22 protein-coding genes and 3 riboswitches are annotated in these 25,082 nt (G+C 72.9%); of the genes, 3 read left to right on the forward strand and 19 right to left on the reverse strand.

Going from position 1 to position 25,082, the window contains the following annotated elements; translation table 11 throughout:
• Window positions 1-795, forward strand: coding sequence for a GNAT family N-acetyltransferase (locus HOQ23_RS00260; protein ID WP_172210747.1), 795 nt, complete (start codon window positions 1-3; stop codon window positions 793-795).
• 34 nt (window positions 796-829) lie between these two features.
• Here the strand turns inward: HOQ23_RS00260 and HOQ23_RS00265 are convergent, their stop codons facing one another.
• The 6 genes from HOQ23_RS00265 to HOQ23_RS00290 form a co-directional block, all read right to left on the reverse strand.
• A complete protein-coding gene (locus tag HOQ23_RS00265; protein ID WP_172210748.1) occupies window positions 830-2,332 on the reverse strand; it encodes a serine hydrolase in 1,503 nt (500 codons plus the stop codon).
• Between the two features lie 231 nt (window positions 2,333-2,563).
• Window positions 2,564-3,244 carry a DUF3105 domain-containing protein gene (locus HOQ23_RS00270; protein WP_172210750.1) on the reverse strand — a complete coding sequence of 227 codons (681 nt, stop codon included), beginning with the start codon at window positions 3,242-3,244 and terminating at the stop codon, window positions 2,564-2,566.
• A complete protein-coding gene (locus HOQ23_RS00275) occupies window positions 3,244-3,543 on the reverse strand; it encodes a thiamine-binding protein (RefSeq protein WP_172210752.1) in 300 nt (99 codons plus the stop codon). Before HOQ23_RS00275 ends, HOQ23_RS00270 begins: the two co-directional genes overlap by 1 nt.
• Window positions 3,540-4,046: a SigE family RNA polymerase sigma factor gene (locus tag HOQ23_RS20625; protein WP_172210754.1), complete on the reverse strand. Its 507-nt coding sequence runs from the start codon at window positions 4,044-4,046 to the stop codon at window positions 3,540-3,542. The genes HOQ23_RS00275 and HOQ23_RS20625 overlap by 4 nt, the downstream gene beginning before the upstream one ends.
• On the reverse strand, window positions 4,033-5,385 hold the full coding sequence (locus tag HOQ23_RS20630; protein WP_172210756.1) for a hypothetical protein: 1,353 nt from the start codon (window positions 5,383-5,385) through the stop codon (window positions 4,033-4,035). The genes HOQ23_RS20625 and HOQ23_RS20630 overlap by 14 nt, the downstream gene beginning before the upstream one ends.
• Before the next feature lie 171 nt (window positions 5,386-5,556).
• The gene (locus HOQ23_RS00290; RefSeq protein ID WP_216653425.1) at window positions 5,557-8,358 is read right to left on the reverse strand and encodes an aconitate hydratase; all 2,802 of its coding nucleotides are present in this window, start codon (window positions 8,356-8,358) and stop codon (window positions 5,557-5,559) included.
• Window positions 8,359-8,611: 253 nt separating this feature from the next.
• On the opposite strand from HOQ23_RS00290, the gene HOQ23_RS00295 reads away from it, so the two are divergent.
• A complete protein-coding gene (locus HOQ23_RS00295; RefSeq protein WP_172210760.1) occupies window positions 8,612-10,381 on the forward strand; it encodes an SLC13 family permease in 1,770 nt (589 codons plus the stop codon).
• 133 nt (window positions 10,382-10,514) lie between these two features.
• Here HOQ23_RS00295 and HOQ23_RS00300 read toward each other — a convergent pair whose 3' ends face one another.
• The 11 genes from HOQ23_RS00300 to HOQ23_RS00350 form a co-directional block, all read right to left on the reverse strand.
• Entirely contained in the window at window positions 10,515-11,315 is an 801-nt protein-coding gene (locus HOQ23_RS00300) for a hypothetical protein (protein WP_172210762.1), read from the reverse strand.
• 101 nt (window positions 11,316-11,416) lie between these two features.
• A complete protein-coding gene (locus HOQ23_RS00305; protein WP_172210764.1) occupies window positions 11,417-12,367 on the reverse strand; it encodes a VWA domain-containing protein in 951 nt (316 codons plus the stop codon).
• Window positions 12,364-13,329, reverse strand: coding sequence for a VWA domain-containing protein (locus HOQ23_RS00310; protein ID WP_172210766.1), 966 nt, complete (start codon window positions 13,327-13,329; stop codon window positions 12,364-12,366). The genes HOQ23_RS00305 and HOQ23_RS00310 overlap by 4 nt, the downstream gene beginning before the upstream one ends.
• Entirely contained in the window at window positions 13,320-13,790 is a 471-nt protein-coding gene (locus tag HOQ23_RS00315) for a hypothetical protein (protein WP_172210768.1), read from the reverse strand. The genes HOQ23_RS00310 and HOQ23_RS00315 overlap by 10 nt, the downstream gene beginning before the upstream one ends.
• Window positions 13,780-14,673 carry a DUF58 domain-containing protein gene (locus HOQ23_RS00320; protein ID WP_172210770.1) on the reverse strand — a complete coding sequence of 298 codons (894 nt, stop codon included), beginning with the start codon at window positions 14,671-14,673 and terminating at the stop codon, window positions 13,780-13,782. The genes HOQ23_RS00315 and HOQ23_RS00320 overlap by 11 nt, the downstream gene beginning before the upstream one ends.
• Before the next feature lie 3 nt (window positions 14,674-14,676).
• Window positions 14,677-15,663 carry a MoxR family ATPase gene (locus HOQ23_RS00325; RefSeq protein WP_172210773.1) on the reverse strand — a complete coding sequence of 329 codons (987 nt, stop codon included), beginning with the start codon at window positions 15,661-15,663 and terminating at the stop codon, window positions 14,677-14,679.
• Window positions 15,660-16,550 carry a hypothetical protein gene (locus HOQ23_RS00330; RefSeq protein ID WP_172210775.1) on the reverse strand — a complete coding sequence of 297 codons (891 nt, stop codon included), beginning with the start codon at window positions 16,548-16,550 and terminating at the stop codon, window positions 15,660-15,662. The genes HOQ23_RS00325 and HOQ23_RS00330 overlap by 4 nt, the downstream gene beginning before the upstream one ends.
• Complete coding sequence (locus tag HOQ23_RS00335) at window positions 16,547-17,800, reverse strand: hypothetical protein (protein WP_172210777.1); 1,254 nt, start codon at window positions 17,798-17,800, stop codon at window positions 16,547-16,549. Before HOQ23_RS00335 ends, HOQ23_RS00330 begins: the two co-directional genes overlap by 4 nt.
• A 191-nt stretch (window positions 17,801-17,991) precedes the next feature.
• Window positions 17,992-18,942, reverse strand: a complete 951-nt coding sequence (locus HOQ23_RS00340; RefSeq protein WP_172210779.1) for a hypothetical protein — start codon at window positions 18,940-18,942, stop codon at window positions 17,992-17,994.
• Complete coding sequence (locus HOQ23_RS00345; RefSeq protein ID WP_172210781.1) at window positions 18,939-19,985, reverse strand: hypothetical protein; 1,047 nt, start codon at window positions 19,983-19,985, stop codon at window positions 18,939-18,941. The genes HOQ23_RS00340 and HOQ23_RS00345 overlap by 4 nt, the downstream gene beginning before the upstream one ends.
• Window positions 19,982-21,394 (reverse strand): hypothetical protein, encoded by a 1,413-nt coding sequence (locus HOQ23_RS00350; protein ID WP_172210783.1) that lies wholly within the window; start codon window positions 21,392-21,394, stop codon window positions 19,982-19,984. The genes HOQ23_RS00345 and HOQ23_RS00350 overlap by 4 nt, the downstream gene beginning before the upstream one ends.
• A gap of 94 nt (window positions 21,395-21,488) precedes the next feature.
• Window positions 21,489-21,557, reverse strand: a riboswitch (cobalamin riboswitch).
• A 117-nt stretch (window positions 21,558-21,674) separates the two neighbouring features.
• Window positions 21,675-21,815: riboswitch (cobalamin riboswitch) on the forward strand.
• A gap of 70 nt (window positions 21,816-21,885) precedes the next feature.
• Here HOQ23_RS00350 and HOQ23_RS00355 point away from each other — a divergent pair.
• The gene (locus HOQ23_RS00355) at window positions 21,886-22,956 is read left to right on the forward strand and encodes a hypothetical protein (RefSeq protein WP_172210785.1); all 1,071 of its coding nucleotides are present in this window, start codon (window positions 21,886-21,888) and stop codon (window positions 22,954-22,956) included.
• Window positions 22,957-23,043: 87 nt separating this feature from the next.
• Here HOQ23_RS00355 and HOQ23_RS00360 read toward each other — a convergent pair whose 3' ends face one another.
• Together HOQ23_RS00360 and HOQ23_RS21075 are read right to left on the reverse strand one after the other, a co-directional pair.
• On the reverse strand, window positions 23,044-24,633 hold the full coding sequence (locus HOQ23_RS00360; protein ID WP_172210787.1) for an Ig-like domain repeat protein: 1,590 nt from the start codon (window positions 24,631-24,633) through the stop codon (window positions 23,044-23,046).
• A gap of 112 nt (window positions 24,634-24,745) precedes the next feature.
• A riboswitch (cobalamin riboswitch) is annotated at window positions 24,746-24,822 on the reverse strand.
• A 114-nt stretch (window positions 24,823-24,936) separates the two neighbouring features.
• A complete protein-coding gene (locus HOQ23_RS21075; protein WP_301539660.1) occupies window positions 24,937-25,062 on the reverse strand; it encodes a hypothetical protein in 126 nt (41 codons plus the stop codon).
• Window positions 25,063-25,082: the final 20 nt, after the last annotated feature.

Consider the following 25,082-nt stretch of genomic DNA (forward strand, 5'->3'; position numbering starts at 1 on the left):
ATGGAGATCCTCTCGTGCGCCTGGCGCACGGACCTGGCCCTGCTCATCGCCTCGGGCAGCACCGTCGAGCACCTCGACACCCACGTGGTCGTGCGCACCCCGGCCAACCCGACCTTCCGGTGGGGCAACTTCGTGCTGCTGCGCAGGGCGCCGACCCGCGCCGAGCTCCCCCGCTGGGCCGAGATCTTCGACGCGGCCTTCCCGGACGCCGGGCACCGCGCCTTCGGCATCGACGACCCCGAGGCCGACTCCCACGCGCTGACGCCGCTCGCCCGGGCGGGCTACCAGGTCGAGACCTGCACGGTGCTCACCGCCGACGAGGTCCACGAGCCCCGGCACGGCAACGCCACCGCCGTCCTGCGTCGCCTCGAGGGCGACGCCGACTGGGCCGCACGCGTCGAGCTCGCGATCGCGTGCAGCGACCCGCAGGAGGGTCCGGGCTTCGCGGAGTTCGCCGTACGACGTGCCGCGGCCGAGCGGCGGCTGGCCGACGGCGGCCACGGCGACTGGTTCGGGGCCTTCGACGGCGAGCAGATGCTGTCCGGGCTCGGGATCTTCCGCACCGGTGACGGCCTGGCGCGCTTCCAGAGCGTCGAGACCCACCCTGAGCACCGGCGGCGCGGCCTCGCCGGCAGCCTGGTCCACCACGCCGGGCGCCACGCCTTCGACAACCTCGGCGCGCACACCCTGGTGATCGTCGCCGACCCCGACTACCCGGCGATCCGGATCTACCGCCACGTCGGCTTCCGGCCCAGCGAGACCCAGCTCCAGGCCGAGCTCCACCCGCGACGCTGACCGCCACCCGGTCCGGGTGGCGGCCAGCCGGCGGTCAGCCGACCCAGGTCACCGCGTGGTGGGCCTGCGGGCCGAGGAACTGCGACAGCACGGAACCGGCCGCCTTCTGCCCGTTGACGCTGTTGAAGAACATCACGACACTCTCCCCGGTCTCGGGGAAGGCGAGGAAGAACGCCCGGCGCGAGCCGTTGTCGCCCCAGTGCCACAGCGCCTTGCCCTTCGCGCTGGTCTGCAGGCCGACGCCGAGGCCCCAGTCGATGAACCGGTCGGCGGGGTTGGCGTCGCGCTGGGCGTCGGAGGAGACCTCGGTCCACAGCGCGTGGGTCTCGGCCGAGAGCCCCTCGCCGGCGAACAGCGCGCGCTGGATGAACCGGTCGTAGTCGCGCGCCGTCGTCTGCAGGGTGTACGCCGCGTTGCCCGGGACGTAGTTGCTCATCGCCACCGGGGCGCCGTCGGCGCCGTGGCCCACCGTGGTGCGCGGCGCGTCCTCGGGACGGGTCGCCAGCGTGGTGTCCGCCATGCCGAGGGGCGCGAAGACCTCCTCCTCCAGCGTCTGCGCGAGCGGCTGGCCGTCGAGGTGCTCGATGGTGCGCTGGAGCAGGAAGAAGCCCTCGCCGGAGTAGCCGAACCTCGTGCCCGGCTCCCACGCCGGCACCAGCTGGTTGTCCTCGCGCCCGGCACCGTTGACCCAGTTGGGCAGACCGGTGGTGTGGTTGAGGACCATCCGCGCCGTGATCTTCTTGGCCAGGTCGCTCTCGACCGTCCGCGGCGACTCGAAGTACTCCCACAGCGGGGTGTCGAGGTCGATGACGCCTTCGTCGACGCGCTTGAGGAACAGGTAGGAGGCGACGACCTTGGTCAGCGACGCGCCCTGGAACAGCGAGTGCTCGTCGACCTCGACACCGGTCGCGGTGCTCTGCACGCCGTAGGTGTAGCTGTCGGAGACGCCGGCCTTGGTGTGCACGACCTGGGCGCCCGGGATGTTCCACCCGGCGAGGGTCTCGGCGAGCAGGCTCTCGTTGGCGGCACGGTTCTCGAGCGCGTCGGCGCGGGCGCTGAGCTCGGCGGCACGCTCGAGCAGTTGCGCGTGACGGGCCCGCTGGGCACCCGCCCGGACGCGCGCCTGCTTGGCGCTCGCGCGCAGCTCGACGGCCTTCGCCCGGGTGCGCTCGGCGCGCGCCCGGTGCTCGGCGACCAGCTGGCGCAGGACCTCGGCCCGCGCCGTACGACCGTCCTCGGCCGCGGCGACGGCGCGGGTGCGTGCCTGCTTGGCCTTCGTGCGGGCGGCCGTCGCCTGTGCGACGAGCACCTCCGCCTTGGCGGCGGCGCGGGTGGCGCGGGTGGCGGCGGCCGCGGCCCGGTGCTCGGCGGCGTCCGCCTTCGTGGTGAGGGCGGCGACCTGCGCGCGGAGGTCGTCGGGGTCGATCGCCTCGGCGGCCTGCGCCGCGGACTGGCCGACGAAGGCTCCGGACAGCAGGAGGACGCCGCTCGTGACGGCGGCGGCGAGACGGGTGCGGGGGCGGGTGGAGGCGCGCATGACTGGCTCCCTTTGGCTGGGCGGGGACGAGGCTCGGGCCGGACGGGACCGCACGAGGCGGGGGCGGTCCCCGGCCGTCCGTAAGGACGTGTCCTCAACCTAGGGGCGGAACCGGCCCCGACCGCTCCAGGTCACCGAGCCGTAACCTGGCACCGCGGAGTTTCACTCAGCCGACATCGCCGGTGCACGACGGTGTCACGGGACCCACGGCCGCGAGGCGCAGGTCACGTCTCAGACCTCGGAGCCGCCGCCACTGCCGTCGTACGGCCCGGGGTCGGCGACCGGCACTCCGCCGGCGCACGACGCGAACGGCTCGGGAGCGGTCTCGCCGGCGCCGAAGGTGCGGATGAAGAGGTCCAGGCGGGGTTCGTCGGGACCGTCCAGGCGCAGCTGGCGGCCCCACACGGTGACCACGACGGGCGCGTCCAGGCCCGGGTAGGGCGACATGATCCCGTTCCCCGGCAGTCGGTCGGCGAGCCGCTCCAGGTCTGATGCGGGCAGGTCGGGGTCGTGGGTGATCCACACCGTGCCGTGCTCGAGGTCGTGGGCGACGTTCTCCTCCCGCACCGGGTCGTCGTAGACCCCACAGGCCAGCCACACGGGGTCGTGCGGACCGCCGAGCGTCGGTGACTGCTCGTAGTCGACGTCGCCGATGCGGTGCTCGGTGGACAGCTCGTCCATCGCCACCACGGCGGCCAGGCTCGGCGGCTCCTCGTCCTCCCCGAGCACCAGCGGCACGAGCGCGGCCACCGCGACCATCAGCACCGCCACGCCCACGGCCACGACCAGCGCCGCCACCTCGCGGCGCCGCTGCGCCGCCGGGTGGTCGGCCTGCGGGCCACCTGCGGGCGGCCCGGGCGGCGGGTACGGCGGGGGCGGGAAGGCGGGCGGGTACGGCGGCTGCTGCGCCATCAGCCCTCGAGGGCCCGCTCGACGCGCTCGACCTTGGCCGCGAGCTGGCCGGTGTAGCCGGGGCGGATGTCGGCCTTGAGGACGAGGCCCACCCGCGGGGAGACCGCGGCGACGACGTCGACGGCCTGCTTCACCACGGCCATGACCTCGTCCCACTCACCCTCGATGTTGGTGAACATCGCGTTGGTCTCGTGCGGCAGGCCGGACTCGCGCACCACACGCACGGCGGCGGCGACCGCATCGGAGACGCCTCCGGTCTCATCGGCGACGGAGGGGCTGATGCTGAAGGCGACGATCATGGGCGCAGCGTATCGGCGCGGTCCCCGCGTTGGTCCGGCACCAGCGTGCGCAGCCGCGCCAGGCCGTCGCGGGCCTGGGACTTCACGGTGCCCACGGAGATGCCCAGCGTCTCGGCGGTCTGGCGCTCGGTGAGGTCCTCGTAGTAGCGGAGCACCACGACCGCACGCTGCCGCGGGGCCAGCGAGAGCAGCGCCCGGCGCAGCATCTCCCGCTCGGCCAGGTCGTGCGCGGGAGCGGCGACCTCGGGCGGCTCCGCGGCGCCGACCTCGCGCCACCGGCGGCGCCGCCACCGCGAGACGCTCTCGCGCGCCAGCACCCGACGCACGTACGGCTCGGGGCGGTCGCTGATCCGGTGCCAGTGCGGCACCACCTTGACCAGCGCGACCTGCACGAGGTCCTCGGCGTCCTCGTGCCCGCCGGTCAGCAGGTACGCCGTGCGCAGCAGCGCGCCGCGGCGGGCGGCCACGAACTCCTCGAACCCGGCGCGGTCAGGGCTGGACACGTCGCCGCCACACGAGGATGCCGGCGCCGGCGGCGACCACGGCCCCGCCGCTGAGGCCGACCACCACCCGGGGGTCCATCGGGTCCGGCGGCTCCACCGCCTCGACGATCGGGCCACCGAGCAGGTCGAGCGCGAACTGCGGGCTGTTGGCCAGGTCCGGCGGGACCACCACCAGGTCCCGCTGCTCCCCCGACTCGACGGCGGTCTCAACGACGGTCACGTAGTACATCCCGACCTCGTCGCGGTCGTGGCGCAGCACCACGACGTGCTCCTCGTCGTTCCAGGCAATCACCTCGAGCGTGCGTCTGCTGCCCGGCACCGGCTCGAAGGCCGAGCGCCCGTCCCCGGACAGGTCCGCGACCGCGAGCCGGTTCGGGGCCCGGTTGCCCGGGACCCCGGCGATGCGACGACGGTCGGGGCTGACGCGGGGAGGGACGAACGAACCCCGGTCCAGCCGCAGCCGCTGCGGCTGCCGTGGCCGTGCGGGGTCGACCAACCAGCGGCCGACGTTCCGCCCGGAGCCACTCATCACCACGACCCCGTCCCCGCCGCCCCACACGTCGCCGTCGTCGAGCGGCGAGCCGAGCTCCCTCAGCTCGCCGCCCAGGCGCAGCACCTGCCACGGCACGTTCCGGCCCAACGAGCGGTCCATGTCCGGGTCCCCCTCCCCGCCCCGGTACTGGGCGTAGTTCACCAGCAGGGTCGACAGGTCGGCCCAGACCAGGTCGGAGGCCATCAACCCGTGCGCGGTCGCAATGTCGTGCAGTTCGACCCGCCCGGTGACGCTGTCGTAGATCGCCACCCCGGCCGGGGGCAGCGCGCCGCCGTCCCGAAGGTTGGGCGATTCCGTCGTCTCACCGGTCGCCCAGTACGCCACGTGCCGCCCGTCAGGGGAGAGCGCGACCCCCACGTCCGCCTGCCGCGGCAGGTCCAGGAAGCGGTACTCCCCCGTGGTCGCCGAGACGCCGACGATCTCCGTCTCCTTGCCCGTCCAGCTCCCACGCTCCGCGGGGATGATCGCGGCCAGCTGCCCGAGCGGCCCCTCCTCCTCGGTGCCGGTCAGCCACGGGCTCGGGTCGTACAGCCGGTCCGGCATCGCCGCCGGGGCGGACGCCGGAGCGAGCTGGGCCGGCGGCGCCGCGCGCTGCCAGCTCACCGCGCCCACCGCCACCACCGCGAGCACGCCGAGCGCGGCGACGGCCGCCGTACCGCCTCGGCGCAGGCGCGCGTAGCGGCGCCCGCGGTCCCACAGCGCCGGGTCTGGCAGCGCTCGCGGGGCCTCCTCGGCCAGGTCGCGCAGCCGCGTGCCCCACCGCTCGTCCGGCCGCTCGGTGCTCATCGGGTCCTCCTCGAGACGCTCACACCCTCACCCACGTCGCGAGGGGGCCGGAAGGAGGGGTCCGGGTGCCGAGAAACCTGCCCGGAGATGCGGAACGGCCCGCCTCCCTCGCGGGAGACGGGCCGTCCTCGGTGGTGCGGGGGCTCCGGCTGGCTGCAGGGAGCCGGCAGATCAGGCCTTGCGCAGGTTGCGCAGGACGTACTGCATGATGCCGCCGTTGCGGTAGTAGTTCGCCTCACCGGGGGTGTCGATGCGGACGACCGCGTCGAACTCCACGTCGCCGGCCTTGACCTTGACGGTCTTCGGCGTGCGGCCCTCGTTGAGCTCGGAGATGCCGGTGAAGGAGAACTCCTCCTCGCCGGTGAGACCCAGCGACTCGGCGTTCTGGCCCTCGGGGAACTGCAGCGGGATGACGCCCATGCCGATCAGGTTCGAGCGGTGGATGCGCTCGTAGGACTCGGCGATGACGGCCTTGACGCCCAGCAGCGAGGTGCCCTTGGCGGCCCAGTCGCGCGAGGAGCCGGAGCCGTACTCCTTGCCCGCGAGGACGACCAGCGGGATGCCCGCGGCGATGTAGTTCTCCGAGGCCTCGTAGACCGAGGTGACCTCGCCACCGGCGGTGAAGTCGCGCGTGACGCCACCCTCGGTGCCCGGGGCCAGCTGGTTGCGCAGGCGGATGTTGGCGAAGGTGCCGCGGATCATGACCTCGTGGTTGCCACGGCGCGAGCCGTAGGAGTTGAAGTCACGCTGCTCCACGCCGTTCTCGGCCAGGTAGCGGCCCGCCGGGGAGTCCTTCTTGATCGCACCGGCCGGGGAGATGTGGTCGGTGGTGACCGAGTCGCCCAGCTTCAGCAGCACGCGGGCGCCGGTGATGTCGGTGACCGGGGCCGGCTCGTCGGGCATGCCGTCGAAGTACGGGGGCTTGCGGACGTAGGTCGACTGCGGGTCCCACTCGAAGGTCTTGCCCTCCGGGGTGGGCAGCGAGCGCCAGCGCTCGTCGCCGGCGAAGACGTCGGCGTAGGAGGAGTCGAACATGTCCGAGTCGATGGCGCCGCGGATGGTCTCCTCGACCTCGGCCGGCGAGGGCCAGATGTCCTTGAGGAAGACGTCGTTGCCCTCGGAGTCCTTGCCCAGCGAGTCGTTGAACAGGTCGACGTCCATCGAGCCGGCCAGCGCGTAGGCGACGACCAGCGGCGGGGAGGCCAGGTAGTTCATCTTGATGTCCGGGTTGATCCGGCCCTCGAAGTTGCGGTTGCCCGAGAGCACGGAGACGACCGCGAGGTCCTTCTCGTTGACCGCGGCGGAGACCTCGGGGATCAGCGGGCCCGAGTTGCCGATGCAGGTCACGCAGCCGTAGCCGACCAGGTTGAACCCGAGCTTGTCGAGGTACGGCGTGAGGCCGGCCTTCTCGTAGTAGTCGCTGACGACCTTCGAGCCGGGGGCGAGCGTGGTCTTGACCCACGGCTTGCGCACGAGGCCCTTCTCCACGGCCTTCTTGGCCAGCAGGGCCGCACCGATCATCACCGAGGGGTTCGAGGTGTTGGTGCAGGAGGTGATCGAGGCGATCGTCACGGCACCGTGGTCGAGGGTGAAGGTGGTGCCGTCCTCGAGGGTGACCTCGACGGGGTCGCTGCGGCGGCCTCGGTCCTTCGGCGCGGCCGAGAGGTGGTCGCTCGGCGGGGCGGACTCGCCGTGACCGTTGCTGGTCGCCGGGTCGGAGGCCGGGAAGGTCTCGGCGACGGACTCGTCGTAGCCGTTCTCCTCCTCGCCCTCGACGTAGTCGCGCAGCGAGGCGCGGAACGACTGCTTGGCGTCGGTGACCTGGATGCGGTCCTGGGGACGCTTCGGGCCGGCGATCGAGGGGACCACGGTGGAGAGGTCGAGCTCGAGCTTCTCGGAGTAGCGGGGCTCGGCGGCCGGGTCGTGCCACAGGCCCTGGGCCTTGGCGTAGGACTCGACGAGCGCGAGCTGCTCCTCGGAGCGGCCGGTGAGGCGCAGGTAGGTGATGGTCTCCTCGTCGATCGGGAAGACCGCGATCGTGGAGCCGAACTCCGGGCTCATGTTGCCGATGGTGGCGCGGTTGGCCAGCGGCAGCGCGGAGACGCCGGGGCCGTAGAACTCGACGAACTTGCCGACGACGCCGTGCTTGCGCAGCATCTCGGTGATCGTGAGCACGAGGTCGGTGGCGGTCGAGCCCTCGGGCAGGTCGCCGGAGAGCTTGAAGCCCACGACGCGCGGGATCAGCATGGAGACCGGCTGGCCGAGCATGGCGGCCTCGGCCTCGATGCCGCCGACGCCCCAGCCGACCACGCCGATGCCGTTGACCATCGTGGTGTGGGAGTCGGTGCCGACGCAGGTGTCGGGGTAGGCGATGCCGTCGCGGACCATGACCACGCGAGCGAGGTGCTCGATGTTGACCTGGTGCACGATGCCGGTGCCCGGGGGGACGACCTTGAAGTCGTCGAAGGCGCCCTGGCCCCAGCGCAGGAACTGGTAGCGCTCGCGGTTGCGCTCGTACTCGATCTCGACGTTGCGCTCGAAGGCCTCGGGGGTGCCGAAGACGTCGGCGATGACGGAGTGGTCGATGACCATCTCGGCCGGCGCGAGGGGGTTGATCTTGGTCGGGTCGCCGCCGAGGTCGGCCATCGCCTCACGCATGGTGGCGAGGTCCACGACGCAGGGCACGCCGGTGAAGTCCTGCATGATCACGCGCGCGGGCGTGAACTGGATCTCCTTGTCGGGCTGGGCGGTCTCGTCCCAGCCGGCGAGCGCCCGGATGTCGTCGGCGGTGATGTCCGCGCCGTCCTCGGTGCGCAGCAGGTTCTCCAGGAGGACCTTGAGGCTGAACGGGAGGGAGTCGACGTCGAGGCCGTCACCCTTCACCGCGTCGAGACGGAAGATCTCGTAGGACTTCCCGTCCACGTCCAGGGTGCTCTTGGCACCGAAGCTGTCCTGACTGGCCACAGCCAACATCTCCTCGTCGAACGTTGCGAAATTAAGCGTTGCCATCTTGCCGCGCGGCGCGACCGGCCGGAAAGCAAGGTTCGCCTTACTCGCGGCCCGTCCGTCGCCACCCGGACGTCCAGCAGAATGTCTTGACATCAAGATACACGACGTCGAGGGGATGCGGTACGCCGCGGGCTGGCGCGCGTCGGCCAGGCGCTACGGTGACCCGTCAGTTCTGGTGGTGCCCTCCACCGGTCGGATCCCCCGGGAGTGCCCCCACATGACGACCGATGCCTGGATCACTCTGGGAGTGATCCTCGCCGTCCTTGCTCTGCTGGTGCGTGGCCGGGTCTCGCCGGCGGTCGTCGTCTTCGGCGGTGCCGTCGCGGTCCTGGTCCTGGGCGTGGTCGACGCGGATGCGGCGTTCTCCGGGTTCTCCAACTCCGCGCCCATCACCGTCGCCGCGCTGTACGTGCTGGCGGCGGGCATCGAGAAGACCGGCGCCCTCACGCCGGTGATGCAGCGCACGCTCGGTGAGCGTGGCCGGTACCGGTTGCCCCTGCTCCGCACGCTCGTACCGACCGCCGGTGCCTCGGCGTTCCTCAACAACACCCCCATCGTGGCGATGCTCATCCCGCAGGTGACGGCGTGGGCCAACCGACGCGGGCTCTCCGTCTCCAAGGTGCTGATGCCGGTGTCGTTCGCCGCCGTGCTCGGCGGGCTCATCACCGTGATCGGGACGTCGACGAACCTCGTGGTGTCCGGCCAGATGGAGACCTTGGAGCTGCGCGAGATCGGGTTCTTCGAGATCGGCAGGCTGGGCCTGCCGATCGCGGTCATCGGCTTGATCGCGGTCATCGTGCTGGCCCCTCGCGCCCTCCCCGACCGCCGCTCGGCCCGTGCCGAGATGGAGGAGGCGGGTCGCCGCTTCAGCGTGGAGATGATCGTGGAGCCGGGAGGTGCCATCGATGGGAAGACCGTGGAGGAGGCGAGGCTGCGCAACCTCTCCGGACTCTTTCTCGCGTCGGTGGACCGAGGCGACACGACGATCGCCCCGGTCCGCCCCGAGACCGTGCTGCGCGGCGGCAACCGTCTGCACTTCGCCGGTCCGATCGACAGGGTCGTCGAGCTCCAGGAGATGCGCGGCCTTCGCTCGGCGGAGCTGGAGCACGTCCTGGACCTCGACGACCCCTCCGTGGGCTACTACGAGGCCGTCGTCGGGTCCCGCTCGCCCCTGGTCGGCAGGACCCTGAAGGACGTCGGCTTCCGCTCCAACTACCAGGCGGCCGTGCTGGGCATCCACCGCTCGGGGCAGCTGCTCGAGGGCAGGATCGGCACGGAGACCATCCACGTGGGCGACACCCTGATCCTGGTGTCCGACCTCGGCTTCCGGGAGCGGTGGCGCGACCGCGCCGACTTCCTGCTGGTCGCTCCGTTGGACGGCACTCCCCCGGCGGCGACCTCGCGAGCCTGGATCCCGGTCGCGCTGCTCCTGGGCGTGGTCGGGCTCGCCGCGACCGAGACCGTCCCCATCCTCGAGGGATCGCTGGTGGCCGCCATCCTGCTGGTCGCCTCACGCGTCGTGTCGCCCCTGGAGGCGCGGCGGGCGATCGACATCGAGGTCATCGTCGTGATCGCCTCCGCGTTCGGGCTCGCCGCCGCGATGCAGGCCTCGGGCCTGGCCGCGACCATCGCCACCGGCCTCGTCGACGTCTTCTGGGGCTTCGGCGACCACGGGGTGCTGCTCGGCCTGGTGCTCGCCACCATCATCCTCACCGAGCTGGTGACGAACAATGCGGCGGCGCTGCTGATGCTGCCGATCGCGGTCTCCGCCGCAGGAGCCACCGGGCTGGATCCCCGCGGCGCAGCGATCGCGGTCGCGGTGTCCGCCTCGGCGTCGTTCCTGTCGCCGATCGGCTACCAGACCAACATGATGGTCTACGGCCCCGGCGGCTACCGGTTCACCGACTACGCCCGGCTCGGGTGGGTGCTGACCCTGACCGTCCTGGTCCTGACCGTCGCGCTGGTGCCCGTGATCTGGACCGCCTGAGGCTCGGCAGTGGTGAGGCCCTCGCGGTAGGGCCCGACACCCACCAGGACGAAGGCCCACCGCCCACGATCCTGGCTGACAGGGCGCGCGACCGAACGCCGGTCATGCCGCATCGCAGGCCCGCTGTGTTCCCTCACCATGTCGGGCGGTCGGACGTCTGGCCCTTCGCCGGTGCCGACTGGTCCTGCTCGGCGGCCCGGCGCCGGGCTGCGCCGGCCACCCGGTCCTCGAGCTGGGCGGCCTTGTCCTCGGGCGAGGGCTCCGGCTGCGGCTGCGGCTCGCCGCGCGGCGCTCCGGACAGCTTCTCCTGCAGGCGCCGCGTGGCCTCCTGCAGCTGGTCGGCCTCCGAGGGCTGTCCCTCGCCCTCGGACTCGCCGTCCCCATCGCCCGTCTGCCCGCCCTCGGACTCGCCGTCCCCCTCATCCGTCTGGTCGCCCTCGGAGTCACCGTCGTCGGTGTCCGGCGGAGAAGGCTCCTCCGGGCTCTCCCCGGAGCTTGACTCCTCCTCGGCGCCCGAGTCCTCGGCTCCAGCGTCGTCTGCCGAGCACCCCTCGGCCTCGGCCAGCACCTGCTGAGCCTGGGCCCAGCGTGCCTTCGCCCCCACGGGGTCGTCGGCCTCCTCCAGGTGGTCACCGAGGACCTCCAGCGCGAGTGCCTCGTTGAGAGCCACCCGGCACAGCGAGTGCTGCGGGACGTCGGTGCGCGCCCGCGCGAAGAGCTCGGCCGCCTCCAGCCACCTGCCCTGCGAGTAGACGGCGACGCCGACGTCGTACGGCGCCTTCCACCTCTCGACGACGTCGATGCGGTCCCCCACCCGGAACCACCGCTCGGCCGCGGCGTGGTCACCCTGCCGCCATGCCCGGTCGCCGGCCACGGCGCTCGTGACCAGGACGGCCAGGTACGCCGCGGCCGCGATCGCCAACGCGACGCACACGCCACCAGTCCAGCGCACCCGTCGTCGTGTCCTGGCCCGGACCGGATCGAGGAGACCCTCGTGCGTGTGGACCTCGTGTGCGGAGGACCGTCCTACCAACCTCACTGCTCCTCCTTCACGGTGCGCCAGCGCCGCACCGCCACCACCAGATGGCCCAGCAGGAGCGGGACCAGCCCCACGGCCACCAGCCAGTAGTACTCAGCCCCGGGCACGACCTCGCGCACCGCGGATCCCGCCGGCCGGGCGAGGTCGGGGAGGGCCTCTCCCCCGGTGCGGTGCACGTAGGACCCGCGCAGCTCGTCCGCCATCCCACGCAGGGTGCCCTCGTCCAGCACGGAGCGCTGTTCCACCCCGTCCCAGGACACGAGGTCGGAGGCGCCCGGCGCGACCGGCATCACCCCGCCGTCCCTCGTGCCGTAGCCGAGCACCCACGCCTCGTCGACCAGGTCGGCCACCGGGGCGAGCGACTCCCTCGCCGCCGCCTGGGTCTGCTCGCCGTCACCGGCGTAGATCAGCACCCGGGCGTTGTCGGGCCGCTGGCCGGCGAGCTTCGTCAACGTCTCGCGGGCCAGCCCCACCCCGACCGAGACGTCCGAGCCGGTCGCCTTCGCCGACGGTCGCCATCCGACGGTGCCCAGGGTCGTGACCACGCTCCTCACATCCGTGGTGGGCGGCACGAGCAGGCGGGCGGTGTCGTCGAAGACGATCACCGAGACATGAGCGCCCGCGGCACCGGCGACGACCTCGATCAGGTCCTCGCTGGCGCCCTCCATGCGGGAGCGCCCACCCGTGTGGTCCGTGGCCCCCATCGAGGCGGTCCGGTCCAGCATCACCACCACGTCGACGGCGTTCTCCACCGGGACGTCGCGCTCGTGCTGCCCCGAGGGGCGCAACGCCACGAGCACCAACCCCAGTGCCACCACGATCCGCAGGAGATCTGTCGCCCTCGTGGCTCGCGAGGAGCCTCGCCACCTCCCGGCCGTGAGGACACCGAGGGTCATCACGGCGGCCCCCGTCGCGAGCACCAGCCACCAGTCCGGTTGCCAGGTCATGGCTTTCTCCTGTCGGCGGCCGTGACCACTCCGAGTCCCAGCAGAGTGATCAGGACACCGGGGGCGATGACGTCGAAGCTGTGCTCCTGGGCCGTGGCCAGGAGCACCGTTCGTTCCTGCTTGGCGACGGCCAGCGAGATGACGGCGGTGTTGGTCGGCTCCCCGGCGCTCAGCAACAAGACGTCGCCGTGGGTGCGCGCGGTCTGCCCCCGCAGCTCGGCCACCGCGTTCGCCTGGGTCCCCCGCGGCGTGACGGCGAAGACCATCACGTCGCGCTCGACGGCGAGGTCAGTGGCTTCCTGGAGGGTGTAGAGCGAGTCGCCGGAGACCAGGTTGTCGGTGGCCAGCACGAGGGTGCGCGCCCTCTCCTCCTCGGGCCGGTCGAAGTGCTGCACGCAGCTCGCGAGACCGTCCCCGACCAAGGAGGATCCCGAGGCCGGGGCGGTGGTCCCGGCGACCGGGTCCTCGCCCCGCAGCTCCTCTCGCGCCGCGGCGAGGCGCGTGGCCACTTCCTCGTGGTCGTCGGTCAGGGCGAAGCCGGTCACGGCGTTCGCGTCGAACATCACGAAGCCGATCCGTTCCTCGGTGAGCTCACCGACCAGCGCCCGGTAGGTGTCCACGATGTCCTCCACCACGGGCACCATCGAGCCGGAGACGTCCATGCACAGCACGACATCGCGCTGCCGCATCGCCTCGGACTCCTCGTTCACCATGACGAACCGCGAGCCGAGCAGCGCCAGCCCCGCGATCGCCACCGCCACCCCGGCGACGAGGAGTCGCCGCTTCCGTGACTCCCGGCGGACGGCCTCCTTCCACGACGGGAGACGACGCAGGCGCTCGGAGGCGGCCACGAGGACGCCGGGGTGACTCGGCGCACGCGGAGGACGCAGCCACGCGAGGAGGCCCACCACGACGCCCAGCGCCAGGACGGCGGCCCCCACCCACCACTGGATCAACGCCATGCCGTCACCACGTCGATGGCGCGCGCACCCAGGGCGGCGTCGTCCACGTCCCCCTGCGGGCGGAAGACGGTGTCCCCGAGGTCGACCAGCAGATCGACCGCGGGCGCCAGCCGCGGGTCGCGATCGGCGGCGACCACCCACTCGGCACGGGTGGTGAAGTCCAGGTCGGTCCCGGTCACGGTGCCGAGGAACCTCCGTAGCTCGGCACCCACACGGGTGACCACGTCACGTCGGGCGTCGCCGTCCCCGTCTGCCGCGGTCGCCAGCAGCTCGCGGACGCGGGCCAGCGTGGCGCCGCGCAGAGCCTCGACGTCGTGCCCCTCGGCCCGGTCAGGCCCTCGCAGGGCGCGGCGCATCAGCAGCACGACGACCACGGCGGTCACGACGCAACCGGCGAGGACGACCCACCACACGGTCGCGTAGAGGACGGGCGGGTTGATGCGGTCCAGCTCATCGGACACGACGTCTCCGCTCCATCAGCGTCAGCAGTGCGGGCACCGCCTCGTCGAGGCGCGCCAGATGGACGTGCGCGACGCCCAGTCGCCGCAGTGCGGTCTCTCGCCGCTCCTTCCGGTCGGCGTCGGCGCTCGCCAGCTCCGCGACCAGACCTGGGTGGGCGGCGACGAAGTCCGGAACCGTACGACGCGTGCCGACGTCCACGGTCGCGATGCCGTGGCGCAGGGGCGCCGTCGGGTCGGCGTCGGCGACCGTCAGCACCACCAGTTCGTGCTGGGCCGCGAGGCGCACCAAGCGGTGCTCCACGTCCGGCCCCCACTCCAGGTCGTCCAGGACCACGACCATCAGGGTGCGACGACGCAGTGCCACCGACGCGTGGTCCAACAGGTCCAGGGTGCGCCGACCGGCCGCATCCGGGTCGCAGGCACGGACCACCTCCTCCAGCATGCGCTCGAGGTCGACCTCGCGCGTGCTGGGGCGCGTGGCCCGTGGCCCGTCGGGCCCGCTGTGCACCAGGCCGACGTGGTCGCCGGCCCGCATGGCGATCCAGCCCACCAGGCCGGCAGCCGTCACCGCGACGTCGCGCTTCAGGTCGGTGGCCGTCGGGTCCCAGTGGGCCGCTGCCGCGAGCTCCCGTCCGGTGTCGACGACCAGCATCACGACGGCGCGGCGCTCGGCGACGTGTCGCTTGACGAGCAGGTCGCCGTGGCGGGCGGAGGCCTTCCAATCGATGTCGGCGACGTCGTCGCCCGCGACGTAGGCCCTCAGGTCGGAGAAGTCGAGGCTGCGGGCGTGCGAGGTCGACGCGTGTCTCCCGTCGAGCAACGTGCGGACCCGGCGATGGGCCACGAGCTCGGCTCGGGTCCGGATGCGGTTGAGCAGGGCCATGGCTCAGGGGGTCGGCACGGCGGCGAACACGGCGTCGATGACGTCGTCGGCCCGGACCCGCGTCGCCACGGCCTCGAAGGTGAGGATGAGGCGGTGGCGCAGCACCTGGTGCCGCAGCCCCACGACGTCCTCCGGGAGCACGTGGTCGCGGCCGGCCAGCACGGCCATGGCGCGGGCGGCCTGGAGGAACGCGATGGCTCCTCGCGGGCTGGCGCCGTGCTCGATGGAGCGCGCGACGTCGGCGGCCAGGTAGGCGTGCGGGTTCCGGGTGACGTTGACGATCTCCACGATGTAGCGCAGGACGGCCTCGTCGACGTGGACCCGGTCCGCGACCGACTGCAGGAAGACGACGTCGTCCAGGGAGGCGACCGGCTGGACGCGCGTGTCGCGGAGGCCGCCGTCCGCCATGCGACGAAGCATCTGGGCCTCCTCGAGCGGGCTCGGGTGCTCGAGCACCTCCTTGAGCAGGAAGCGGTCCATCTGGGCCTGCGGGAGGACGTAGGTCCCCTCCTCGTCGATGGGGTTCTGGGTGGCCAGCACCAGGAACGGGTCGGGCAGTCGGTGCGTCTCGCCACCGATCGTCGTCTGCCGCTCCTGCATCGCCTCCAGCATCGCCGACTGGGTCTTCGCCGAGGACCGGTTGATCTCGTCGAGCAGCACGAAGTGCGCGTGGACGGGCCCCAGCTGGGTGGAGAACGTCGAGGTCCGCGGGTCGTACACCTGGGTCCCGATGATGTCCGAGGGCAGCAGGTCCGGAGTGCACTGGACCCGGGAGAAGCTCGCAGCCACCGCCGAGGAGAGCACCGAGGCCGACAGCGTCTTGGCCAGTCCCGGCACCGACTCCATGAGCACATGTCCCCGCGCCACCAGCGTGACCAGCAGGCTGCGAAGCAAGGTCCGCTGCCCCACCACCTTGCTGGCGAAGGCGGCCTCGATGGCGGAGACGATCCGCGTGGCGCGCTCGGTGTCATGGTCGATCAACTGCGTCATTGCTTCTCCTGCTCGGCGGGCACGGAGGCCCAGAGGCGTGCGATTGCGGAACTGTCCTCGCGCCGGCGAACCGCTGCGGCGAGGTCGTCATCGGTCATCGACCGTCGGGTCGTGGACCCGTGGAGCGCCGGCCCACGCAACAGGCGCAGCACGGGCAGTCCGAGGGTGGCGACGAGGAGGGCGGTGGTGACGCCCCGGATGGTGTCGTAGGCCAGCGAGGTCTCCACCGTGTAGGCCCACAGGCGGGCCAGCACCTCGCCCGGCGGGAGACCGGGGGCGAAGTGGTCGGTGGTGGTGCCCGGGTCCTGGGCCCAGCCGATGAGGTTGAGCAGGACACCGGAGGTGATGCCCACCCCGACAGCCAGTGGGATCGCCGCGAGCCAGGCGGCCAGCGTGGGCACCCAGCGCAGCGCCGAGCCCAGCGCGCCGACCACCGCCCACACGAGGCATTGGGCCGGCAGGGTCTCGGCGGGCGTGGCGAGGAGCGTCGTCGAGACGAGGGCCGCGGAGGCCCCGGTGAGCACACCTCCGGCCAGGCCGAGACCGGCACCAGCGAGAAGGGGCAGCGCATGGACCACCTCCACGCCGCCCGTGCCGGGGGTCATCACCGCGCGCAGGACGCAGTCGGCGACCACCAGGCACACCACGGACGTGAGCGGCTTCGTCTGGCGGCCACACTCGCGCCAGATCGTGACCGCGAGCAGCACCAGGCCCGCCGTCTGGGCAGCGAGCACCCACGGCGCCTCGAGACGGACCTGCTCACGGCTCGGAACGCCCGCCGAGTCCCACACCGGCCACCCCAGCCAGACCAGCCCGCCGGCCAGCCAGGCGAGGGCGACCAGGGCGGACCAGCGGCGGGTGGTGCCGAGGCTCGACCATCCCTTCATCGGGCGTCCTTCCACACGTCGCGCACGCGCAGCGCCCTCGACCCGGCACGGCGGAGCGCAGGAGGGTGCGGCAGGTGCTCGGCCACCAGCACCGGCGGCCCGAGCACGGCACGCGCGTCGGGGCCGTCGGCCGCGGGAGGAAGGACGAGGAGACGGTGGCAGGCACGCACGAGGAACTCCGGGTCGTGGGAGACCACCAGGGTCGCCGTGCCCGAGTCCTCGGAGCGCAGCGCGGCCGCCATCAGCCGACGACCTTCCGCGTCCAACCCGGCCTCGGGCCGGTCGAGCACCTCGGTCCGCGTGGACGCGGCGCTGAGGGCCCACGCGACCGCACGTCGTTCACCGGGGCTGTGCTGGGCCAGGGTCCGGGCGTGGTCCACCGGCGCCAACAGCGCGGCACGGTCCAGCGCGGCAGCGGCGTCACCACCACGTGCGCCGCACCAGGTCCTCGCGAGGCGCCCCAGAGGTACGTGGGCGGGCCAGGTCAGCGGGGGGCGCGGGCGGCCTTCCGCGTCGAGGGTCGCGGCGAGGCGTCGCGCCACGGACAGTGCACGGGCGCGGTCGCCGTCCGCCGGCACGACGCCCAGGGTCTCCCCCACGACGACGTCGAGGTCGAACCCGACGCCGGCCCGTTCCGCGGGCACGCACACGGTCGTCACGCTCGAGTGAGCGCGCCCGAAGGCGGGGTGGACCGTCGGCACGGCGGAGGTCACCAGGGGGTGTCGCCCGAGGGTCTCGAGGTCCCACCATGCGGCGCGAGGGCTCCCCAGGGCGCGGGACAGCACCGCTTCCGGCGGGAGAGGGAGCGTCCGCGGACTCCACTGCTCTGCCGGGTGCACGACCGCGTCGCCCCCACCGAGGAGCTCCACGACGTGGTCGGACTGCGGCACGGCGACCGCGAGGTCGTGCTCCACCCAACAGATGTCGACCCCGCCGTCGGCGCACCGGCGCAGCGCCCGGGCCAGGCCCACGCGCAGGTCGGGGAGCAGGTCGGTCATCGGCTGGTCGAGGACCAGGAGCGTCTCCTCTCCCCGATCACGGGCCGCGGACGCTCTCAGGACGCCGCGCAACGCGGGCAGGACGGCGCAGGTGGCGGGGTCGAGTTCCCGCATCGACGCGCCGAGGTCCTCGAGGCCGGTCACGCTCATCCAGAGCTGCTCGGCCTCGCGGCCCGCGCCCCCGAGGGCCTCCGCGACGCTCATGTCCAGGAGCGGGTCGAGCCGGGACACCCCGACGTACCGGATCGTCACTCCCTGACTCCTCCAGGACCCGCGCACCAACGCCCCCGCAGGAAGGACGCCGCCCAGGGCGCCCGCGACGGCAGACGCACCCGTGCCGCTGCGCCCCGTGAGAAGGGTCAACCCGCGGATGTCGAAGGAGACCGGTCCGACGGCGATCCCGCGTCCCGGCAGCCATACCGCCAGAGCATCGATCGAGACAGTCATCGCTCCACCTCCCGACCGGTCTTCTCCGGCACCGCGGTCGTGCAGACAGGGAGCGCCAGCAGGCTGAGGGCCACGAGCGTCGAGTCGACGTCGAGGATGGCGAGGAGCAGCGTCAGCGCGGCGCAGACCAACGGCGCGAGGTCCGCAGCCTGCAGAACGACGACGCGGGCGCGGCTGAGGACCATGCCGGCCACAGTGAGGACCAGTACGCCGAGCAGCGACGCCTCGACACCCGTCAGGACGCGCCCCACCGCCGCGGCCAGCGCCGCGACGGAGGCGGCGAGGACGAGGAGCACCCGGACCCGCGTCTTCGCGGCCCCTTCCTCGACGAGGCCGACCGAGTGCCACTGCACAGCGCGCTCGTGCGCGGAGGCCACGACGTCGGGCAACGGGGTCACGAGGCGTCCGAGGCCGTGTGCGACCAGGCCCGGGCGGGCGCGCTCGATGCGGGCGAGCTCCTCCGCCGCGAAGCACAGCGGGTGCGTGAAGCGGGCGGCGCGCCCGAGCACCACGTCGTTGAGCCGGGCCAGTCGCTCGCCGCTGACGCAGCGGACCACGAGAGCGAGCAGGGCCAGGTGGGCCAGGGCCGATGCGGCGAGGGCGAGCCCGGTGCGCAGTCGCCCGGTCGTGAGCGGGCCGCCGACCGGCGTACCCGAGGTGACCGACCATTCCGGCAGCACCCACAGCACGTCGCCGCCGGATCCCGGCCCCACGGCCGCGGTGAGGACCACCCATGCCGCGGCGACGACACTGGCGGCCGTGAGGACGGGAGATCCCAGCCCCGCCCGGGCCGCCCCCCGGGTCCACCACACGGCCACCGCCGCCACGATCACGCAGACCGGGGTCCACTGCGACGCACTGGTGTGGAGGGACCAGAAGGCCACGGCGATCCAGGCCGACCAGCCGAGGTCGGCCACGTGAAGGCGCGGCGCGAGATGGGCGTTCATCGACGCCTCCGGATGCGCGCAGGTCCCAGCGCGAGCGCGAGCGCGAGCGCCCCGATCCCGGCAGTCACGTACTGGACCGTGCGCACGGAGTGGCTGCCGAGATCCGTCGGGGTCGATCCCTGCGACTCCGGCAGCGGCACGTCGAGGTTGCGGCTGCGGGGCCGGACGACAGCGGCGCTGTCCACCCCGACCCCGGCGGCCAGGGACCCCTCGACCGCCAGGCCGAGCACCGGGAAGACCTCGGGTCGAGGGATCGGCCTCGTCTGGCCCTCGGCGTGCGGTCGCACCTTCCAGGTGGTGACGGGGGTGCCGCTGCGCAGGTCGATCAGCCGGAACCGGGTGGCTTCGGCGGGCAGCCCGCGCGGCACGACGTACGGCACCGTGCAACGCACGTCGTCGCAGGTGGCCTGCGCGTCCGCGGCGCCGGGGCTGTCCTGACCGGGGACGGCGGTCCACGTGGAGCCGTCCAGGCGCTCGACCGCGTAGGTGCTCCCCGGGACGACGTGGTCCAGCGCCACACCCAGGGGGGCACCGACCGGCTTGCTCTCGGCGTACCCGTCCCCGAGCACCTCGGGCGTCGGCGTCAGCAGCTCGCTCCACGCGCCGAGGACGGTGGTCAGTTCCTTCCCCTCGGCCTCGGCGAGCGCCACGACCAGGGGGCCGCCGTGGGCACCGCCGGGCGAGGACGGGAGCGCGAGGTCCGCGCTTCCCCACCCGTGCTCGTCGGTCGTGATCTCGACCTCGGACCCGACGGCCTCCCAGCCGACGGTGCCGCTGCTGTCGGCGGTGACGCGGAAGGCCCGGACCGTCACCGTCGTGTCGGCGCGTCCGGTGACGCCCACCCGGTGGGTCGCGCCGTCGATCCATCGAGGCGGCACCTGCACCGAGCAGCGCACGCCGTCGTCGCTGCACAGGCGCTCGGTCTCGGAGGTCGCTGCCGAGGCGGGCTCGGCGGTGAGCAGATGGAGGCCGGGTGCGCCCAGGACCGCCCCCGCCAGGGCGCTGAGCAGCAGTCGTCGTGCGCCCGGTGAGCGGCGCGTCACCACGCCTCGTCCCGTCCCGACGACGCGGTACGACGCCGTAGCCAGACCCACAGGGCCGGGGAGGCGAGCAGCGCCACGAGGGCGCCGGCCAGCATCCACTTGGTGGTGTCGGGGGCCTCCGCGACCCGCGGTGCCACGAGCGGCCTGGCCTCCTCTCCCCACACGGGGTCGCTGGCCGGCGCGGGCGCCTTCCCACCCGGCGCGGGCGATGAGGATCCTGGCGCCATTGCCCCGGGCGCCTGCGGAGAAGGGGTGCCCTGGCGGCCCTGCCCCGTGGTCGCCTTCGCGGACGCGCTGGGTGCGGGGGGTGGGCTGCTGGGGGGTGAGCTGGGAGCGGACGGCTCGGGAGCAGCCGGCCCCGAGGGGGCCGAGGGTCCCGAAGGGGCCGGGGGTCCTGTCGGCGCGCCCGGGCCGGGGCCGGGGGTCCCAGCGGAGCCGCCCTCGCCACCGTTGCCGCCGTTGCCGCCGTCTCCGTCGGCGTCGCCGCCGTCGTTCCCGCCCGGGACCTCGGGGTCGGGCACACCGGGCCCCTTGGACGGGTCGAGCTGCTCGTCCCGCGGGCCTGTCACGCCGCGCTCGGAGGGCACGACGGTCCACTCGGCGTACGCGGGCGAGGCGATCGGCCGGTCCTCGGCTCCGCCGTAGTTCAGGTGGTGGTTGACCCGGAAGCGGTAGGCCTGTCCTGCCACCAGCTCCGGCGGCACGACGTAGCGCAGGTGCGAGATCTCCCCCGGGCTGCTGAGCAGGCGGTGAGCGGCGCCGTACCCCTGGCCTGGCAACGGGGTCCAGGTGCCGTCGTCGGCCAGGTACTCGACCCAGTAGCCGACGCCCGCGACGTTGCCGATGGCGTGCATCTCCAGCGGGACCCCGACGGGCTTCTGGTCCGCGTAGCCGTCGCCGAGCAACCTCAAGGTGGCGCCCCCGAACTCCACGACCTGGCCGATCCGGGTCGACAGGTCCAGGGACGAGTCGTCGGCGAGACCCACGAAGCCCCAGCCGCTCGGGACGTCGGGCACGGCGCGAGGCACCAGCTTCACCTCGTCGAGCGTCCCGCGCCCACCGCCGAGGGCACGCGTCGTCCCCACCGCGGGTTCCCCGCTGGGGACGAGGCCTGTCACCTGGCCGCGGGAGTTGAACTCCACGACATAGAACTGGAGCGCGAGGCGCGTGCCCGGGTTTCCCGCCCCGGTCACCCGCAGCAGCTGGCCTGGGGCCGCCGCGCCGGCGTCGATGGTCACCGACAGCGAGCAGGAGCCGACCGCATAGCCATCGCACAGGGCGCTCTGCGACGGTCCGGCCGCCTGTGCCGGCGCCGGCCAGGCGACGGAGGCCACGACAACAAGCCCGGCCACTGCCAGGGCGGGCCGACGCAGCCCGAACCGGATGCGCAGCCGCGCGGGACGCTGCATCGTGGGACCTCCAGGGGGGCACACGCAGGCAGGGCAACCCCAGGAGGCTTCCGAGCCCGCGCTTGTGCGACGACGGGTAACGGCTGCATCCCCGGAGTTCCCGACTTGCTGGAGGACCAGCTCACGGTTGCGCAACAGCGCCGGATTCGCACCGGCTTCCTCTGGTGGGGATGCGTCACGGTAGTGACGAGGGGATGCTGTCACACCCCCGCAGCACACACCGACCCGGCCTGCCGCCGACCTGGACACGCGCGCACCGAACCCACGGCCTACCCAGCTCGTCGCCCGGGGACACCCGCGTCGTAACCTCCAGACCAGCGTCGAGGGGGAAGCCGGTGGAAGTCCGGCACTGACCCGCAACCGTGACGACCGGGCCTGCCCCGTCGAAGTCGGAATGCCTTCGCGCTGTCGCGACCATCCCACCACTGTCGAGGAATGCAGTAGGTCGCCGGCGTGCTGTCGGCCTCCCCTGCTCCGGAACCGGAGTTCACGTGAAGTTCAAGAAGTCCGCGCTGGCAGCTGCCGGCGCACTCGTCATCAGCACCCTCCCGGGGACGCTCTCCCCCGCGCACGCCGCCGACTGGCGCACCGGATGGTGCCAGCAGGACGAGGGCCTCAGCGTCGTGGTCGACTTCGGCAACGAGGTCGCCGATGCCATCCCGGCCGAGGGGTTCCTGGTGCGGTGCCTGGTCGGCGGCGTCGTCGACGCCACTCCCGAGCGGAGCAGGGTCGCGGCCTTGCAGGCGGTCGGCCTCTCGGTCGAGGCCGACCGGTCCGGGTACGTCACCGCCGTCGAGGGCATCGAGGAGTACTCCGGCGACGCCATGTGGTGGTTCTTCTCGGGCGCCGCGGTGCCCGGACCGTGGGACACCGCGAATCACGGCATCGTCGTCAACGGCCCCAACATCAACAAGGCACTCGGGGCCCGGCTCGTCGGCCAGGACTGGGTGACGACCCCGCGGCCCACCCCCCAGTTCGCGGACCCGACCCCGGAGCCGGAGCCGGACCCCGAGCCGGAGACGCCGGACGTGACGGGCACCGTCCCTGTGGTCCCGGGCACTGCCCAGGTCGGACGTCAGCTGACCGCAGCCCTCGGCGGGTGGAGCAACGGGGTCACGTTCGCCCGCCGGTGGAAGCGCGACGGGGCGCCGATCCGGGGCGCTCGAGGAGCCACCTACCGCCTGACGGCGGCGGACAGAGGAGCGCGCATCACGCTCGAGGTGACCGGGTCCATGCCCGGCCACACCTCGACCAGTCTCGAGTCCAGGCCCACCGCCAAGGTCCGTGCCGGGCAGCTCACCCCCGCCAAGCCGCGCATCGCCGGCAAGGCCAAGGTCGGCACGTTGCTCACGGCCGTCAGCGCAGCGTGGGAGCCGGGTCAGGTGAAGCTCACCTACCGGTGGCTGCGTGACGGCAAGGTCATCGCTGGATCCCAGAGGAAGACCTACGTCGTGAAGCGCGCCGACGTGGGCCACCGCATCTCCGTCCGCATGGTCGGCACGCGGCCCGGATACGCCAAGGCCACCCGCACCTCGGCGAGGACGGTCCGCGTCTCCCGCTGAGCCACCCGGACCATGGCACCGCAGACGGGGCCCCGACGCGCACGCGTCGGGGCCCCGTCCCGGTCGAACGGCACCTGGCCGCCAAGCTCAGATCCGGAAGGTCCCGGAGCTGCTCGACCGCTTCACCTCGGTGCTGCCGAGGTAGCGCACGACCACGCGGTACTTCCCTCGCAGCCGCGCGCCCTGGAGTGCCCTGCGCAGGACGGGCTTCTTGATCGTGACCGTGGCGACGCCACGCGCGTCCACCGGTGCGCTCCTCGTCACGAGCTTCTCGCCGCCCCGGCGGACCACGAAGCGCACCTGGCCCTTCGAGACGGCCACGTCAGCACGCACGCGGGCCTTCAGGACCACAGCCCGGGGCTTGACCTGGGTCTGGGGCCCGGCGGTCTCGGAGGGGACCGGCTGTGCCACGCCCTGCGCCACGACGACGCTCGCCGTGCCGGAAGAACCCTTGAAGGCCGAGCTCAGCGGGACGAACGTCGCCGTGTAGGTGTGCTCGCCCGCCGCCACGCCGGTCAGCCGGAGCGTGGCCCTGCCGCCGACCAGGACCGCGTCACCGACCTTGCTTCCTACTTCGGAGAACTCGACCGTGCCCGTTGCGCCCGCACCGGCCACCTCGGCTGCGAGCGCGACCACGCCGGGCCGCGGCGACGACGCCGCGAGCGTCGTGACGGTGACCTCGGGGTCGGCGACGTCCATGACGTAGAGGCCCGGCTTTCCGTCGACGAAGCGGAGGTAGTCGGTGAGCCCGTAGAACCCTTGCGCGGTGGACATCCCACTCACGGTGCCGGGCTTGGAGTACCAGAAGCCCCCGCCCTCGACGTAGTACGTCGTGAGCGCGCTGACCGGGTTGCCCCCGTCCTTCCCGAACCGCGGATCGGTGAGGGGGTCGATCCGCAGGGCGGTGAGGGCCACGATCACCTGGGTGGTGCTCTCGGCGGACTCCTTGCCGTAGCTGGCGAAGCCCCCGCTGGGGCGCTGGATGTCGGACAGCCTCGAGACGCCGCGCTCCACCGCGGCCGCGACGGCGGGCTGGTCGGCGTACCGCGCCAGCGCCTGGAGGGCCATGCCCGTCATGTCCGGGTCGGGCGTCGACCCGGAGAAGGTCCAGCCACCACCGTTGATCTCGAGTGCGAGCACCCGATCGACCAGCTTCTGCCGCGTCGTGGGGTTCGTGGCGCCGGCGACCTCGGGGATCTCGTGGCCGAGGGTGTCGAGGGCGAGCAGGCCGAAGACGGCCGAGTTGAGGGCGCCCATCGTGGACATGTCGGCCAGCCCCGTGAGCAGGTCGTGGCCGCCGACGTCCGTGACGTCCTTGCCCATCGCGCTCAACGCGATGACCACGCGCTCGTACGTCGTGGCCGGCCCGAGCTTGCCGTCCTTCTCGACGACGTCCTCCACCAGGTTGGCGTAGTACGCGTCGAGCCACTCCTCGGCGTCGACGTCGCTGCGTGCGAGACCGAGCACCTCCCACTCCCGGCCGAGCCCCGTGGGCTCGACGTGCTCGAGGATGTAGGCGCTGGTACCCGCGTGCTGGACCCGGGCGAGGTCCACCAGCGTGGAGTCCGCCCGGGCGGCAGCACCGGCGAACCCGGGGGCGAGCGCGAGAAGCAGTCCGAGGACCGCGACCAGGGCGACATGTGGGGCACGGTGCCTCGCACCGATTTGGGTGTTCATGGATGTTCCTTCCGGCTGCAGCGCAGGAGAAGGACACGCGACAGCACGGGGCGGCCGAGAGCCCTACCGTGCGATCGCGACAGCGCGTAGGTGCGGATACTCCACCCGACCTGGTGTCCCGACTCTTCGCTCCGCTGGGCGGAGTCGAACTACGGTTGCGCGTCAGCGCCGGGCTTCGACCGGCTTCCCCAGGACGGGTGAGGTGTTCAGTTGTCGGGCGCTAGCCCGATCCTGCTCGGGCCCTCCTTTTCTTCTCGGTGGTGGACGGCGCCACCCGTCGCAGCACCCGGCGGGGGCTGCTGGTCAGCCCTCGCACGCGGCGCAGTCGTCTCCGTTCTCGAGCGCGCAGACCTCGGCCGGCGTCCAGTCGTCCCAGGTGAGGTCGTCGATGGCGCTCGAGTCGGTCTGGGTGCGGGCGGCCTCGTTCATGGTCGTCTCTTTCCGTGCGG

This window comes from Nocardioides sp. zg-DK7169 (genome assembly GCF_013155365.1).
Taxonomy (GTDB): Bacteria; Actinomycetota; Actinomycetes; order Propionibacteriales; family Nocardioidaceae; genus Nocardioides.

Excerpts from the sequence above, each read along its gene's own strand:
- HOQ23_RS00260 (WP_172210747.1), top strand. The coding sequence starts at position 1 with ATGGAGATCCTCTCGTGCGCCTGGCGCACGGACCTGGCCCTGCTCATC.
- HOQ23_RS00265 (WP_172210748.1), bottom strand. The coding sequence starts at position 2,332 with ATGCGCGCCTCCACCCGCCCCCGCACCCGTCTCGCCGCCGCCGTCACG.
- HOQ23_RS00270 (WP_172210750.1), bottom strand. The coding sequence starts at position 3,244 with ATGGCGCAGCAGCCGCCGTACCCGCCCGCCTTCCCGCCCCCGCCGTAC.
- HOQ23_RS00275 (WP_172210752.1), bottom strand. The coding sequence starts at position 3,543 with ATGATCGTCGCCTTCAGCATCAGCCCCTCCGTCGCCGATGAGACCGGA.
- HOQ23_RS20630 (WP_172210756.1), bottom strand. The coding sequence starts at position 5,385 with ATGAGCACCGAGCGGCCGGACGAGCGGTGGGGCACGCGGCTGCGCGAC.
- HOQ23_RS00290 (WP_216653425.1), bottom strand. The coding sequence starts at position 8,358 with ATGTTGGCTGTGGCCAGTCAGGACAGCTTCGGTGCCAAGAGCACCCTG.
- HOQ23_RS00295 (WP_172210760.1), top strand. The coding sequence starts at position 8,612 with ATGACGACCGATGCCTGGATCACTCTGGGAGTGATCCTCGCCGTCCTT.
- HOQ23_RS00305 (WP_172210764.1), bottom strand. The coding sequence starts at position 12,367 with ATGACCTGGCAACCGGACTGGTGGCTGGTGCTCGCGACGGGGGCCGCC.
- HOQ23_RS00310 (WP_172210766.1), bottom strand. The coding sequence starts at position 13,329 with ATGGCGTTGATCCAGTGGTGGGTGGGGGCCGCCGTCCTGGCGCTGGGC.
- HOQ23_RS00320 (WP_172210770.1), bottom strand. The coding sequence starts at position 14,673 with ATGGCCCTGCTCAACCGCATCCGGACCCGAGCCGAGCTCGTGGCCCAT.
- HOQ23_RS00325 (WP_172210773.1), bottom strand. The coding sequence starts at position 15,663 with ATGACGCAGTTGATCGACCATGACACCGAGCGCGCCACGCGGATCGTC.
- HOQ23_RS00330 (WP_172210775.1), bottom strand. The coding sequence starts at position 16,550 with ATGAAGGGATGGTCGAGCCTCGGCACCACCCGCCGCTGGTCCGCCCTG.
- HOQ23_RS00340 (WP_172210779.1), bottom strand. The coding sequence starts at position 18,942 with ATGAACGCCCATCTCGCGCCGCGCCTTCACGTGGCCGACCTCGGCTGG.
- HOQ23_RS00350 (WP_172210783.1), bottom strand. The coding sequence starts at position 21,394 with ATGCAGCGTCCCGCGCGGCTGCGCATCCGGTTCGGGCTGCGTCGGCCC.
- HOQ23_RS00360 (WP_172210787.1), bottom strand. The coding sequence starts at position 24,633 with ATGAACACCCAAATCGGTGCGAGGCACCGTGCCCCACATGTCGCCCTG.
- HOQ23_RS21075 (WP_301539660.1), bottom strand. The coding sequence starts at position 25,062 with ATGAACGAGGCCGCCCGCACCCAGACCGACTCGAGCGCCATCGACGAC.